Genomic DNA, 12,794 nt, shown 5'->3' with positions numbered 1-12,794 from the left:
GGCCGGCGCCGCGTGAGCGGCGGTGCCGGCGGCCGGCGATCCACCGAGAGTGCCGGCGGAAGCCGACGGGCGAGGTGCTTTCGACATGGTGGCTCCTGAAGATCGAGGCGGGTTCGGGCAGGCGCCGAGGGCGATGCCGGGTCAGGCGGGGGTCAGGCGGGGATCAGCCAAGCCAGGGAACGACCAGCAGCTCGGCGGTGCCCTTCCACTGATTGGTCTCGCCGCCGTTCACGAGCTCGCTGGTGAGCAGCTTGCGCGCGGCTCCTTCCTGAGCGGGGCCGACGATCAGCAGGCGGCCCGACACGCCGAGCGGGCGGCCGTAATCGCCCTTCATCGTCGCGAGGCCGACGCGGGCGGCTTCGTAGTGCGCGGCGTCGAGCGGCTGCTTCGAGCCCCAGGCGAGCTGCCAGAAGCCGTAGCCGGCGTTGCAACGGCCGTCCGTGCCGTAGCGGAACTCCTTGGCGCTGAAGACGCGCTCGTCCGTCGGCTGGTCCATGCGCACCAGCTCGAAGGGCCGGCGGTTCTGGAAGATGATCGGCCGGATTGCGCGGCTGTCGTCGATCAGGAACCACGGCGCGCCGGTGCCGCCGTCGGTGTTGGCCACCGAGTAGACCTGGCCGTTGGCGTCGAGCACGGGGTGATCCGTGTCGAAGAAGAACTGCCCGTCGAAGCACGGGGTCGAGAACCCGGCCGGGTACATCGGCCAGACCAGCTCGTCGGGGAAGGTCGCCGAGGCGCGGCCGAACTCGGAGAACATCGGCGAGTAGATGCCGAGGTTGTCGTCGTCCATGTCGTCGCGGGTGACGGCGATCGTGCTCTCGAACGACCGGTTGCGGATCGTGTAGCCGTGGGTCGCGAGGTTCTGGACGACACGGTCGCCGATCCACTCGCGGATGCGCGGGAGCTGCCCGAGCCAGCCGTACTCGTTCGAGCGGGTCGAGGACGGCACCACCATGGCCGCCCGCGTGTAGAGCGGCGTGACGCCGTCGAAGGCGCTCTGAAACGCCGCCGAGTAGCCGGTGTAGAGCGTGCGGAGGTTCGCGGAATTGATCAGCATGGTGCGTGTGGCCTCAGGAGAACTTCACCCAGACGCCGAGCTGGTCGACGTCGAAGATCGTGCCGGCCCGAGGGCGGGCGGCGGCGCTATCGGTGAGGGCGACGGTCTGATCGTCGACCGCGTAGCAGGGCTGCCCGACGTCCTTCAGGCCGATCAGGTCGGCGCCGGAGGAGTTGCCGTAGGCGAAGATGCCGGTGGTGACCTTGGCCCGCACGTCGCCGTTGGCGCCCGCGGTGTTGTCGACCAGATCCTCGGACCGGCCGATCACGCGGAGCGCGGCGACGGCCGCCGCCGGGATGCCGAGGCCGCTGGCGTCGATCGCCACCATAGCGCCGGCGTAGATCTTGACGCCGCCCTTCACCGGCGGCTCGCGCAGCGAGCCGGAGCGGGAGACGGTGTTCCGGTTGGCGGTCAGCGCGGCCATCAGAGTGCCTCCTCACGCGCCGCCTGGGCGGCCTTGGTCTTGCGGTAGGCCTCCGGGTCGATGCCCATCAGCGCGATGAGCTTGACCTCCTCGGCGTCGAGGCCGGGATTGCCGTCCTTGTCGAGGGCGGGCGGAGCGGCGCTGCCGCCGCCGCGGGCGTGGAGCGAGACCATCGCCTCGAACTCCTTCTCGACGCCGGCCGGGTCGGCCATGTGCCGCGCGATGTAGTGGTCGCGCATCGCCTTCGGAGCCGAGACCTTGCCGGCCTTGATCGCGGCATCGACCGCGATCTCGGCCGCCTTCTTGGCGATGCTGGACTGAAGCCCCGTCAGCTCGGTACGGACGCCGGTCAGCTCCTGCTGGAGCGCGGTGACGGCAGTGACCGGCACGACCTTCGTCGGATCGCGCAGATCCTGGACGGCCTGGAGCACGGTGGCCGCGTCCGCGCCGTCGGCGAGGCCGGCGGCCTTGGCGATCGGGGCGATCGCCGCCTGCAACGCCGTCGCGCTGGTCGACGTGCTGACTTTCGCCATGACGGCCGCCTCGTCGGCGTCGTCTGCCAGCCCCAGCGCCTTGCGGAGCTTCGCCATGAAATCCATCGTGTCGTCCTCTTGGTGGAGCGAAGTCAGCCCTTGAAGGTTCGGGCGGTTGACGAGGGAGGCGCGCAGGAGGCCGGTGACCGTCCCGTCCGCGAGATGCCGGATGACCGGCGAGATGTGCCGGTAGGCCCTGCCCCTCACGAGCCGGCGGCCGGTGCCGGTCCACTCGACCTGGCCCCAGATCCCGTCGGCGCGGGACTGAAGCGACGTGATCCAGCCCATCGCCGGCGCGGGCTCGCCACGCGGCGCGGCCAGGTCGGTGGAGTGGTTCTCGTCGATCGGCAGGCGCGCTTCGCCCTGCATGCTGATGCGGATCAGGCCGTCGACGTCGGCGACGCGGTAGGGGCCGCGCCCGTCGACCGTGCGGATCTCGCCGGCCGGGACCAGGTGTATCCACTCCGGCGCAGCGCCGCCCTCGGCCGCCGGGATCGGCAACGAGGCGCAGAGGGCGGTCTGCTGGGCGGCGGGCTTCGACATGCCCGGACCATGGGGGAGCCCGGTTCAACGCGTACCCCGGACAGGTGTCCGCCACGGATATGCGATGCGGACGCGGCCGGGTCAGGCGCCGTGGGGCGGACGATAGCAGTTCGACCCGGAGCCGGAAGGCCCGTCAGATCTCACCAGGCGCTTCAATTCCGGCTTCAATGGATTTTGGCGCCGACGGTCGCGCCGAAACAGCCGGCGCCTCTCAGCGGCCCGCAAATTCAGAGGCTGCCCGTGAGCAGGGTATAGGCGACCGATCCGACGAGTGCCGCGAGGCGGAAGATGCCGGTCGACGCCACTAGGTTCGGCCGGAGCCGTTCGATCGTCGCGGCGTCCGGGGCAACCTCCGGCCCGAGCTTCACGCGGACCACCAGGCGATCGTCTACGTCATCACCCGGCACGCCGAAGACGTAGGCCAGCTCGCCGGCGGCCTTGTCCCAGAGCACGGCCTTCGGCGTCGCCAGGATCTCCGGCAGCCTCCGGACCATGCGGACGGCGCCCGCGCTGCCGGCAACCGGCATCAGGATCTCCGGGGCGGCCGGCGCCTCGACGGCGATCGCGCCGGTCTGCACCGCGACGCCCTGGTGTGCCAGCGCATCGAGAACCGGGCGATCGAGCGCGCCGACGGTCCATGGCGATTGCGGGACCGGCTTCTTCGCCGACGCTTGGTCGAGCCATGACCCGAACTCGTCGGCGAGCTTCGCGGCCGGCCAGCTCGGGTCGGCCGTGGCCGCCGCGGCCATCACGGGCGGGGCGGCCGGGAGCTTGCCCGCCACCGTCGAGGCCTGCCATCCGGCCTTGCCGGGATTGTAGGCCCAGCCGGGATCGATGCCGTCGGGCACCTTCGCGACCTCGCCGGTGCGCTTGTTCGTGAACGTCCGGATCGTCTCCGGCGGCGGGGTGAACTTCAGCTCGCCCCGCATCCGCTCGACGTCGCGAAGGGACAGGCTCTGGAGCGTGCAGCGGCAGCCCCAGCCGCAGGGCGGCGCCCAGGTATCCCAATAGGGATCGTCGATCGGCAGGGTGAGGTTGTGCCGCGCCCGGTGCGCAGGCCGCACGCGGCCGTCGAGGATCGCCACGTAGCGCAGGACCGGCCGGGACCGCCGGTTGCGGTCGAACTGCTCCCAATGCCCGGCCGCGTAGGAGACCCTCATGTTCGTGTCGAAGATCGTGCGCAGCCGCCGCGTCGAGCCGAGCGTCCGCTCCTGGATCTCGCCGCTCGTCGGATCGACCACCTCCTTCCGGCCCCACCAGCCCTTCGCCTCCAGCGCCGGCCGGAGGTTCTTGGCGAAGGTCTCGAAGGTGGTGCCCTCGGCGAGGGCCTGGGTCAGACCGTCGTGGATGTCCTTCAGGATGTCGAAGCCGGCGGACTTCGCCACCGTGAACATCGTGGCGTGATCGGCCTGCCAAGCGTCCTGCCAGCCGAAGCTGGGATCAAGCCGAAGGCCGCGGGCCGTCAGTGAGGCGATCGCCTCGGCCGGCGCGAGCGGCGTGATCGTCGGCTGCGTCACGGATCAGACCTTGTCCGAGAGGGCCTGACCCGTCTCCCCGGTCAGCCGCGAGGCGAAGGCCGCACGCGCCAGGGTCTCCGCCAGGGCGCCGACGTCCATCGTCGCGAGATGGCGGGCCAGCACGTCGCGAGCCTCGTCGATCGAGGAGCAGGCGGCAAGCTTGTGATCGAGGCCCTCGATCATCGGTGCCACCATGCGCTCCCAGCCCTGATCGGCGAGGATGGCCTCGATCGACGTGTCGATCGCGTCCTGCGTTGAAGCCGCGTCGAACGCCGCTTGAAGGGCGGGCGGCAGCTCCCCGGCGATCGCCGGCGCGCCGGGGCCGCCCGGCCCAGTCAAGGCGGGTGCTGCGACGGCCGGGGCCACCAGCACCTCGGCGCCGGCATCCGGATCGGGGAAGCCGAGCATGTCACGCACGTCGCTCGTCTGGACCCGAAGGCCCATCGGTACGAGATCCTTCAACGCGGTGCTGGTCGCGGTGATGTCCTTGACGTCCTGACGCCCGACCCGCAGGCGCGGATACGGTCCGCCCGGGCCGTAATCGAGATCCATCCACGGCCGCACCAGGTCGCGGTTGAGGATCGCCGAGAGAGCCTTCGCGTCGGCGCGCTCGATATCCTCCTGGACCTGGCGGTGCTCCTGCCCGACGGCGTGCCCGCCGGCGATCGCGTCGGTGGTCGCGGTCTGCCCCAGGACACCTTTCGAGATCTGCTGGTCGAGCCAGTCGGCGCGGGCCTTGTAGATGTCGGCGTTCGAGGCAGCTGCCTTCAGCTCCACGAACTCGATCGTCATGCTCTGCGGGATGATCGCGGCGCAGTCGCCGGCGATGTTGGCCACCGCGTCGAACAGCACGTCCCGCTCCGGCCCGGTGGCGCTGCTCTCGTATTTGCCGACGCGGATCGGCTGTCCGTAGGTCTGGGTAAAGATCGCCCAATCCCGGAGCGTGAAGCTCTTGAACATCCAACCCCAGCACGCCAGGCGCGCCAGGCCGGAGCGGATCGGCAGGCCCGACTTCGCGGCGATGACGGCCCGGACATACTTGAACGGGTCGAGCGGGACGTCTCCGGTGTCCGTGCGCAGAAGCGGCGTGCGCCCGTCGATCCGGTCGAAGGTGAACCACCGCGGATCGCGCCACTCCAGCCGCTCCGGCTCCCACTGCCCGGCCGAAGTATCCCAGACGATCTCGGTGAACGACACGCCCTTGCCGATGGCGTCGAGGATGTCGAACAGCTCCTGCTGAAGCTCGTCGCGCTTCAGCCACTCGCGGACGCGGTTCGCCTTCTCCACGTCGATCGCGTCGTCGGATGCTGCCTCGACGGTGATCTCGAGCTGGGCGACCGAGCGCTTCCGGGTGCCGAGGACGCCGAGGTAGTGAAGGTCGCGTTCCTCGACGATCTCCGCCAGCTCCAGGTAGCGCAGCGGGACGCCCTGATCGGCCTCGCGCAGGATCATCGCCACGCGGCCGGGCGTCAGGCCATCGGCCGGGTAGCCTGAAAGGACGCTGCGCACGCCGCTGAGGGTCGGCCGCGCCACCTCGGTGGTCAGCACCTCCCGGCGGATCGGCTGACCGTCGGGGCCGAGGATCTGGGGGACGGCCATAGCTACAACGCTCTCTCGATGGCGGATCGTTTGAGGCGCGCCCACAGGCGCCAGATCGCTCGGATATTGCGGGGACGGGTGCACTGCCGACTGTCGGCCGTCCGCTCCGGACGATACCCCATCCACCGCGGCGTGCGTCGTAGCTGCCCCCACGGCCGCGGCAGGCGCTCGTCGTAGGCGCGGATGTACGCACGTCGACGGGCGAGCGGGATGCGCTTCCAGTGATCCCAGCAGATCCACTCGCCGCCGGCGTCGCCGCGGTGCCAGCGCCGGCAGAAGGGAACGCAGCAGTTGATGCGATCGCCAGCCATGGCGGCTACAGGCTTCCCCTCAGGCCGGCACCGAGCGGCCGGCGGGCGAGCGGATCGCGGCGATCATCCTCGTAATCCTCGGACCGCATCGGCGCGCCGTCCGTCTGACGCGCGAACCGCGGCGCGGCGCGGTAGCCGAACTCCATCGCCGGCATCAGCGAGGCGAAATGCGCGAGGGCAGCGGCGATCGCCGCATCGCCGTGGCGCCGCTTCGTCTTGCCCTCGGCTGCGCCCTCGCCCTTCTCCACTGATCGCGTCTTCGGCACTCGGGCGACGCCGTCGATGATCTTCACGAGCTTCAGGTCGCCGAGCACGTCCGGATCGGCCGGCAGCGACATGCCCCGGCTCTCCAGGGTGTCCTTCAGCTTGGGCATGTTCTCGCGATACCATTCGATCGAGAATTTGATCTGGGCAATACGCTGAGGGCCGTACTTCTGGGCGGCATACTCTGCCTGCGCCGCGCCGTTGCCGCCGGCGTCGAGCGCGCCGCCGGCGAACCGCGGCAGGCGATCCACGATCCAGAACAGGATCTGCTTTTGCTGGGCGAACGGGATGTTGCGCAGCTCCACGAGGAACGGCGTAGCGCGGAACATGCCCGGTAGGATCTGGAGCGGCCAGATGTCGGTGAGATCCGAGACGCGCCCGAAATCCTGGCCGAAGTAGCTCGGGTAGCGTGGATCGAGGCGCTCAAGCGATGGGCCGATGACGCTCTCGCACCAGGTGCGCGCCATCGCCTCGCGCTCCGGCTCCGGCTGGTAGGCGAAGGCGGCCGGCATCTCCCAGCGATGCACCGGGATGTCCCGCTGCATGCAGGCCTCGATCACGGCCGGCAGGAGCCAGAAGCCGGTCCCCTCGGAGGGGATAACGAAGAGCTCTTCGTCGGCGCCGTCGCCGTAGATCGCGATGATCTCGGCGCGCCAGGCGGCCTCACCTTCGGGGGTCCAGTCCTCGCCCTTGCGCATGCAGACGCGGCGGTAGAGCCCGTCGTGAAGCGCCTGGTCGAAGTCGACCTCGACGAGGGCGTAGGGCCGGCGTGCCGCCCGGACGTCCTCGACCAGGCGATTGAAGGCGTTGCCCTCGCCGTTGTGCGACGAGATGATCAGCACCTTCCCGCCCCAGATCAGCAGGGCGAAGGCCGCCTTCAACAACCCTTCAAGATCGTCGTGGAAGGCGGCTTCGTCGATGATGACGTAGCCCTGCTTGCCGCGGAGCGAGCGCGGCCGGGACGACAGGGCCACGATCTCGAAGCCGGAGGCGAACCGGATGCGGAAGGCCTGGATCGAGCGCGTGTCGGCCGGATCGGACGGGTTGACGTCGTCGAAGACGAACTCGCCGACCTCGGTGGCAGCCTGCGAGAACGCGACCGCCCACATCCCGCAGACGTCGATGAATTCGCGGGCCATGTCGAGGTTGTAGCCGATGTAGAACGTGTCCATCCCGCGGGCGGCACGGGTGGCCGCTGAGGTGAGCACGGCGTCGGCGCCGACGCCCCAGGTCGCCCCGATCCGTCGCGACTTCGGGCAGACCGTGACCTGGTGCGTTGCCGTCGTCTCCAGCAAGCGGCGCTGATAGGCCAACAGGATCTCCGGGTCGCTCGGGTCCAGCTCGGGCGGGAGACCGACTAGGCTTTCACGCCGGAGCTTGGCCCATTCCTTCTCTGTGATCGCGCGACCGACCCGGAAGTCTTCGTCGTCTACAGGGGCGCTCATGGGCCGGCCGGCTTCGGCAGGCGCAGGCCGAGGATGCGCTCCTTGATCCCGCGCACTGTGTCGGTGGTCAGGCCCTTCTCCTGAGCGACGACGTCGATCGCCGCGTCGGTGGCCTTCGCCAGCTTCGCCTGGATCTCCGCCTCGACCTTCTGCCGGCGGTCCGTCGAGATCTTCTGCGCCGACACGGTGGCCTGGAAGGCCTTGGCCAGCTCCATCGCATCCTTCGGCTTCTTCACGCCGGCACCGTCCCCGACGAGCTCGATGATGAGCGTCTTGATGAACTCGCCCAGGATGACGGTGTTCTCGTCGACATCGGCCGCCGTGAACTCGCTGGAGATCCCGGCAAACATCGCGCGCGCTTCCTGCATCCGGCGCTGTGCCGCGGCGCGGTTCACGCTGTGCCGGGAGAAGGCGGACTTGGAGATGGTCTCCAGGCCCTTCACCGTCAGCCGCTCGTTCAGCTCGTCCAGGATGTCGGCCTGGGTCCGCTCGCGGCCGGCGAGCTGCTGGGTCGCCCAGACGATGTCGTCGGCTGCCTCTTCCGGCAGCATGTCGATCGACGAGAGGCGCCGACGCTCGGCCATCTCAGACCCCCACGACGGGTTCTTTGATGCCCTCGATCTTGGACTGCCGCAGCACGTGCTTCACGCCGGCCTTCGTGATCTGGGCGATCAGGACGGTGTGAGCCTCGGTCAGCACGATGGCGCCCAGCTCTTCCATCTCGCGCATCTGGGTCCGGGTCCAATCGCGTGAGCGATCATGCCCGAAGGCCATCAGGGCCTGCTCCAGCCCGGCTTCGCTGAGGCGGCCGGCGGGCTGGCGATACAGCTCCGTCAGCATGACGAGCCGAGCGTCCTGTTCGAGATGACGGGTGAACGACGAGGTCATTTGTGGGCCTCAGATCCTTTGGCGGCTGCGATGTTGTCGATGGCGGCTTTGACCAGGAAGTCTTCGATCCGCCGCAGCGAATGACCGTTGGTCGAGAGCGTATCGTGCATGCCCTCTACCTTGCCGGTCAGCGTCGCGACTTCGACGAGCACCTTGTTCATCGCCGACTTGGTCGGGACGCTCTCCATCGCCATGCGAATGTTGCGCACGTCGTGGTCGTTCTTGTCCTGCTTCGCCTCCAATTGATCGAGGCGCAGGTCTCGCTTCGCTTCAAGCTGATCGAGGCGGAGGCTGATCGCATCGAGCTTGCCGGTGGCCAGCGTCGTTCGGACCACGCGCGGCCGCCTCGGGACGACGAGGCCGAGGCAGAACACCAGCAGGATGACCGCTGCGACAGTGGCTCCGAACCACGGGTCGATCATTTCACCAGCTCCGCCAGCTCGGCGCCGACGTCGGCCGGCTGGAGCTTGCCATCTCGGACGGCAGACAAGAGGTCGATCGCCCTGCGGATCTGGACGCGGAGCAGCTCGATGCTGGTCTGAAGCTCGCGCGAGCGATCCTTCAGTCCGTCGTTCTCGGCCTCCAGGCGTTCGGCCTGTTTGCGAAGCGCTTCCTCGCTCGCGGCGAGCTTGTCGTACTGGGCGAGCACCCGATCGAGGAAGCCGGTCTTCTGGGCGTCCGTCCGGGTGCCGTCGAACAGGCCGGCGACGCGGGCGAACACGATGACGGCGAGGGTCAGCCCAACGATCGCCGCGGCGATGTAGAAGCCAATCGGCCCGGAGCCGTCGAGGACGCGGAGCGCCAGCTCGATATTCTTGTCGTTCCCCACGCGACTATACCGGCTTGCGGGGCTGACCCGAGAGGTAGAGCGCACCGCACAGGGCGAAGGAGCCGACGATGCCGTAGCAGAGCACGCCGGTCGTGATCTCGATGGTGGCGAAGCTCGCCGAGACGGTGATCCAGATCCAGGCCGAGAACAGGCAGGCGGAGTAGCGCAGCGCCCGCCGGTGGCCGAGGAACATGCCGGCGGCGTGCCAGGCCGTCAGGACGCCGAACATCGCGATCCAGGTGAAATCCGGTAGCCACTGCATCCCGACGAAGGTGCCGACGTCGAAGATCTTGGGCCGGAAGATCATCAGGCCGCCCCAGGCCGCCGCGAACAGGAACAGCAGGAGGTCGATCCCCTGGGCGAGCGGGCCGAACATCCACTCGACGAAGCGGACGAGCGGGGTGACGGTGGCGGCGGCAACGCGCTTCACGGGATGATCCTTGAACCTGTCGACGGTCAGCGAGAGCTAGGCGGCGCCGGCCGGCGGGACCGGGTCGGCGACGATGGCAGCCGGGACCGGCAGCGCCTTCAGGATCTGCGCGAGCGCCATCTCCCCTAGCTTGTCGTCGTCGAGCTTCAGGCGCTTCACAGCGACCGGCACGATCAGCCGGGCGTGGTCGACCAGGTGAACGACGGCGGCCGACTTCACGTCGAGGCTGATCGTCTCCGACGAGGCCTGGGCGCGATCGAGCGCCACGTGCGCCCCGTCCGCGAGCACGCCCTTCAGGGCGTCGAGGTACTTCTGGTCGATGCTGACCCCGAAATACTTCCGCACCAGCAGGCCCAGCACCGTGACGGCGATGGTGATGACGATGCCGGCAACGATCTCGATGCCGCCGCGCAACTCGCCGAGCAGAGGCCCGAGGGCGATCGTCGTGCCGTCGGCCGCGTGGGCGAGGGCCGGCACGACGAAGAGGATCAGCAGCGCGATCACCAGGACGGCGATGCGCTGGAGCATGGCCGAGACGTAGGGGCGGAGCGGAAACAGGGCGTACATGGGAGCCTCCGGTCAGGCTGCGGCGGGAAGGTCGAGGGGCTGGTCGCGGAGCGGGAACATCGCGACCGCGATCGGCTTGGCGGCCTTCTTGAGGGCGGCCGCCATGGCGGAGCGGGTTGCAGGCCCGGCGCGGCCGTCGACCGTGAGAGCGTGCTTGAGCTGGAAGGCGCGCACGGCCGCCTCGGTCTCCCGGCCGAAGTCGCCGTCGTCGTCGCCGACCGGCAGAAGGCCGAGCGAGATCAGGTCGGCCTGGAGCGCGCGCACGCCCTCCGGGTGAGGCGAGCCACTGGCCATCACGACACCGACCGTCTCGTCGTCGTTGGCAGCGATCGCCGAGCCGTAGTAGCCGGTCTCGAAGAGGGTGCGCTCGGCCGCGCGGCGGCGCACGAGGCCGGACATCACCTTGCCGGCGGCCTTGTTCCACGAGGCGAACGCGGCGGCAGCGCCGAGCTTGTCGCCCTTGTTCAACAGCCGCAGCACGCTGGATTTCTGGAAGTTGCCTGGGCCGATGTTGAAGATCAGGGAGGCGAGCGCATCGAACTGCGCTTGCGTGATCTCGACCTTCACGAGCTTGTTGAGCCAGCTCTCGAAGACCACCAGATCGCGCGACAGGATATCCATCGCAGTCGCATGGGTGATGACCATGCCCTTCACCACCACCGGGGCACCGGCGGCGGCCGTGTGCCCGACGCCGATCGTCCATGGCGCCTTGCCGGTGCCGGGATCGGGGTAGGCCTTCAGCACGACCCCCTCGAACGACGAGAGAAATTCCTTGCCGCGTTCGGTGGTCTGTCGAGCCATGGTCGCCCCGGAAATTCGTCGGGTGACGGTGGCTGATGGGGTGCCTCGGCGTACCCCGGACACCTGTCCGGGTCCGATGGGGGAGGCCGCTATTCGCCGGCAGAATAGCCCGGCGTGGCGCTAGAACAACTGGCCCTGATCGTCGTCGTCCGCGCCGTCGCGGAGCTTGGCTCTCGCTCGCCGGACCGTCCGGGAATGCACGCCCATCTCGCGGGCGATCTGCGCCTCAGTCAGACCGGGCGTGTCTGCCATCTCCAGCAACCGGCGGCGATACTGTGCCATCTGGCTCGCGGGACCGCACGGGATCTCGACGGCCAGGCCGCCGATGCCAGTCGCGATATGGTCGGCCAGGATCTGCGCGGCCTCCATACCGATCGCGGCGACGATCGCGCTGTCGGCCGGGATCTTCTGCCGGACGTAGAACCGGGTGCCGCCCATGGCCGAGACGAGCCGGAGCGCGGCGACGTCGCCGATCACGTCCACCAGCTCGTCGAGGCGCATGTAGTAGGCGGCGCCGGTCATCAGTCGCCCAGCTCGCCGAGGAGGGCAACGCCGGGCCCGGCATCCGCGCCGAGGCCGTGGTTGAGAGCGACATTGCCCCCCGCGACCCAGCCGGCCGCGGCCGCATCCGAGAACCGCATCTTCCGCTCGGGCATCCGCATCGCGACGCCTCCTTCAAAGCGGACTTGAAGCGCAGCGCGAGCCTCCAGCCGGGCCGTCTTGTCGACGGTCGGGCAGAACAGCACCATCAGGCGGTTCATCAGGCGCTGCACGAGCGCGGCGACGAAGTCGGATGCTGCCTGGCGGCGGGTCGCGACGGTGCGCCGGCGCCGGTAGAACGTGGCGGCCTTGAACGCCTTCAGCTCGCGCGCCACGGCGCGGAAGCACACGTCGCGCAGGTAGATCGCGATCTCCGGGCCGGGATCTCGACCCATGAACAGGATCTCGGACCCGCCATCCTGGCCATCCACCAGCAGGATCGCCGCAGTGTTCGTGCAGTGGGCGATGGCCTCGGCCAGCGGCGTCCGCCACGTCGCTCGACTGGTATCCTCCCGCGCCGACGCCTCAGACATCGTCATCTCGGCGTCCGACAGGCCGTGATCTGCCATCAGCTTCGCGGCCAGCTCGGCGGCGGCCATCGCCTCGGCCTCGGTGCAGCCGGCCGAGCGCGTCTTCGCCCGTAGCGCCGCGATTTTTTCCTTCATGCGAGCGCGGCTCATCGCTTCGGCCCTCCGGCCTTGGCTACGGCCTCGCGCTTCGCCAGCTCGCGAGCCAGCTCGGCAACGATCGCACCATGGGAGGCGACCGCCGCCCGCGTGTCGGGCGTCATCGCGAGGAAGGCGCGGATCTCCGTCTCGTGCTCAGCGAAGTACGCCAGCGTCCGGGCCGCATCGGCTAGGCACTCCGGCAGATCCATCCACTTCGTGGCGTCCGGCCACCCCTTCATGGTGTAGGCCGTGATGTCGCCGTAGCGGGCGATGTAGCTCCAGTATCCGTTCGCGTGCTCCACCGCCGCAAAGGTTAGACACTGGACCTGGCGCTTTAGCGGCGCGGGTTTCCGGGGAGGGTAGTAGGGCGTGACCATC

General features: G+C 69.3%; 16 protein-coding genes. All 16 read right to left on the bottom strand.

Annotated elements, in window-relative coordinates:
- Nucleotides 1–163: 163 nt before the first annotated feature.
- Nucleotides 164–1,057 carry a Mu-like prophage major head subunit gpT family protein gene (locus FV230_RS07820; protein ID WP_147841944.1) on the bottom strand — a complete coding sequence of 298 codons (894 nt, stop codon included), beginning with the start codon at nucleotides 1,055–1,057 and terminating at the stop codon, nucleotides 164–166.
- A gap of 13 nt (nucleotides 1,058–1,070) precedes the next feature.
- Nucleotides 1,071–1,481 carry a hypothetical protein gene (locus FV230_RS07815; RefSeq protein WP_147841943.1) on the bottom strand — a complete coding sequence of 137 codons (411 nt, stop codon included), beginning with the start codon at nucleotides 1,479–1,481 and terminating at the stop codon, nucleotides 1,071–1,073.
- Nucleotides 1,481–2,557: a phage protease gene (locus FV230_RS07810; protein WP_147841942.1), complete on the bottom strand. Its 1,077-nt coding sequence runs from the start codon at nucleotides 2,555–2,557 to the stop codon at nucleotides 1,481–1,483. Before FV230_RS07810 ends, FV230_RS07815 begins: the two co-directional genes overlap by 1 nt.
- A 227-nt stretch (nucleotides 2,558–2,784) precedes the next feature.
- Nucleotides 2,785–4,074, bottom strand: coding sequence for a phage minor head protein (locus tag FV230_RS07805; protein ID WP_147841941.1), 1,290 nt, complete (start codon nucleotides 4,072–4,074; stop codon nucleotides 2,785–2,787).
- Nucleotides 4,075–4,077: 3 nt separating this feature from the next.
- The gene (locus FV230_RS07800) at nucleotides 4,078–5,673 is read right to left on the bottom strand and encodes a DUF935 domain-containing protein (protein WP_147841940.1); all 1,596 of its coding nucleotides are present in this window, start codon (nucleotides 5,671–5,673) and stop codon (nucleotides 4,078–4,080) included.
- 316 nt (nucleotides 5,674–5,989) lie between these two features.
- The gene (locus FV230_RS07795; protein WP_147841939.1) at nucleotides 5,990–7,693 is read right to left on the bottom strand and encodes a hypothetical protein; all 1,704 of its coding nucleotides are present in this window, start codon (nucleotides 7,691–7,693) and stop codon (nucleotides 5,990–5,992) included.
- A complete protein-coding gene (locus FV230_RS07790; RefSeq protein WP_147841938.1) occupies nucleotides 7,690–8,277 on the bottom strand; it encodes a phage protein Gp27 family protein in 588 nt (195 codons plus the stop codon). The genes FV230_RS07795 and FV230_RS07790 overlap by 4 nt, the downstream gene beginning before the upstream one ends.
- A gap of 1 nt (nucleotide 8,278) precedes the next feature.
- The gene (locus FV230_RS07785) at nucleotides 8,279–8,581 is read right to left on the bottom strand and encodes a hypothetical protein (RefSeq protein ID WP_147841937.1); all 303 of its coding nucleotides are present in this window, start codon (nucleotides 8,579–8,581) and stop codon (nucleotides 8,279–8,281) included.
- Entirely contained in the window at nucleotides 8,578–9,003 is a 426-nt protein-coding gene (locus FV230_RS07780; RefSeq protein WP_147841936.1) for a hypothetical protein, read from the bottom strand. The genes FV230_RS07785 and FV230_RS07780 overlap by 4 nt, the downstream gene beginning before the upstream one ends.
- On the bottom strand, nucleotides 9,000–9,410 hold the full coding sequence (locus FV230_RS07775; RefSeq protein WP_147841935.1) for a hypothetical protein: 411 nt from the start codon (nucleotides 9,408–9,410) through the stop codon (nucleotides 9,000–9,002). Before FV230_RS07775 ends, FV230_RS07780 begins: the two co-directional genes overlap by 4 nt.
- 4 nt (nucleotides 9,411–9,414) lie before the next feature.
- Nucleotides 9,415–9,840, bottom strand: coding sequence for a hypothetical protein (locus FV230_RS07770; RefSeq protein ID WP_147841934.1), 426 nt, complete (start codon nucleotides 9,838–9,840; stop codon nucleotides 9,415–9,417).
- A 36-nt stretch (nucleotides 9,841–9,876) separates the two neighbouring features.
- Nucleotides 9,877–10,407, bottom strand: a complete 531-nt coding sequence (locus FV230_RS07765) for a hypothetical protein (protein ID WP_147841933.1) — start codon at nucleotides 10,405–10,407, stop codon at nucleotides 9,877–9,879.
- A gap of 12 nt (nucleotides 10,408–10,419) precedes the next feature.
- Nucleotides 10,420–11,208 carry a glycoside hydrolase family protein gene (locus FV230_RS29465; RefSeq protein WP_187275429.1) on the bottom strand — a complete coding sequence of 263 codons (789 nt, stop codon included), beginning with the start codon at nucleotides 11,206–11,208 and terminating at the stop codon, nucleotides 10,420–10,422.
- 120 nt (nucleotides 11,209–11,328) lie between these two features.
- The gene (locus tag FV230_RS07755) at nucleotides 11,329–11,730 is read right to left on the bottom strand and encodes a sigma-70 region 4 domain-containing protein (RefSeq protein WP_147841932.1); all 402 of its coding nucleotides are present in this window, start codon (nucleotides 11,728–11,730) and stop codon (nucleotides 11,329–11,331) included.
- Nucleotides 11,730–12,428: a DUF2786 domain-containing protein gene (locus FV230_RS07750; RefSeq protein WP_147841931.1), complete on the bottom strand. Its 699-nt coding sequence runs from the start codon at nucleotides 12,426–12,428 to the stop codon at nucleotides 11,730–11,732. Before FV230_RS07750 ends, FV230_RS07755 begins: the two co-directional genes overlap by 1 nt.
- On the bottom strand, nucleotides 12,425–12,793 hold the full coding sequence (locus FV230_RS07745) for a hypothetical protein (RefSeq protein WP_147841930.1): 369 nt from the start codon (nucleotides 12,791–12,793) through the stop codon (nucleotides 12,425–12,427). The genes FV230_RS07750 and FV230_RS07745 overlap by 4 nt, the downstream gene beginning before the upstream one ends.
- Between the last annotated feature and the right edge of the window lies 1 nt (nucleotide 12,794).

The sequence above is a fragment of the Methylobacterium sp. WL6 genome (assembly GCF_008040095.1).
Lineage (GTDB): Bacteria > Pseudomonadota > Alphaproteobacteria > Rhizobiales > Beijerinckiaceae > Methylobacterium.
The sequence above is the reverse complement of the archived record's forward strand: the minus strand, read 5'-3'. Positions and strand labels throughout refer to the sequence as shown.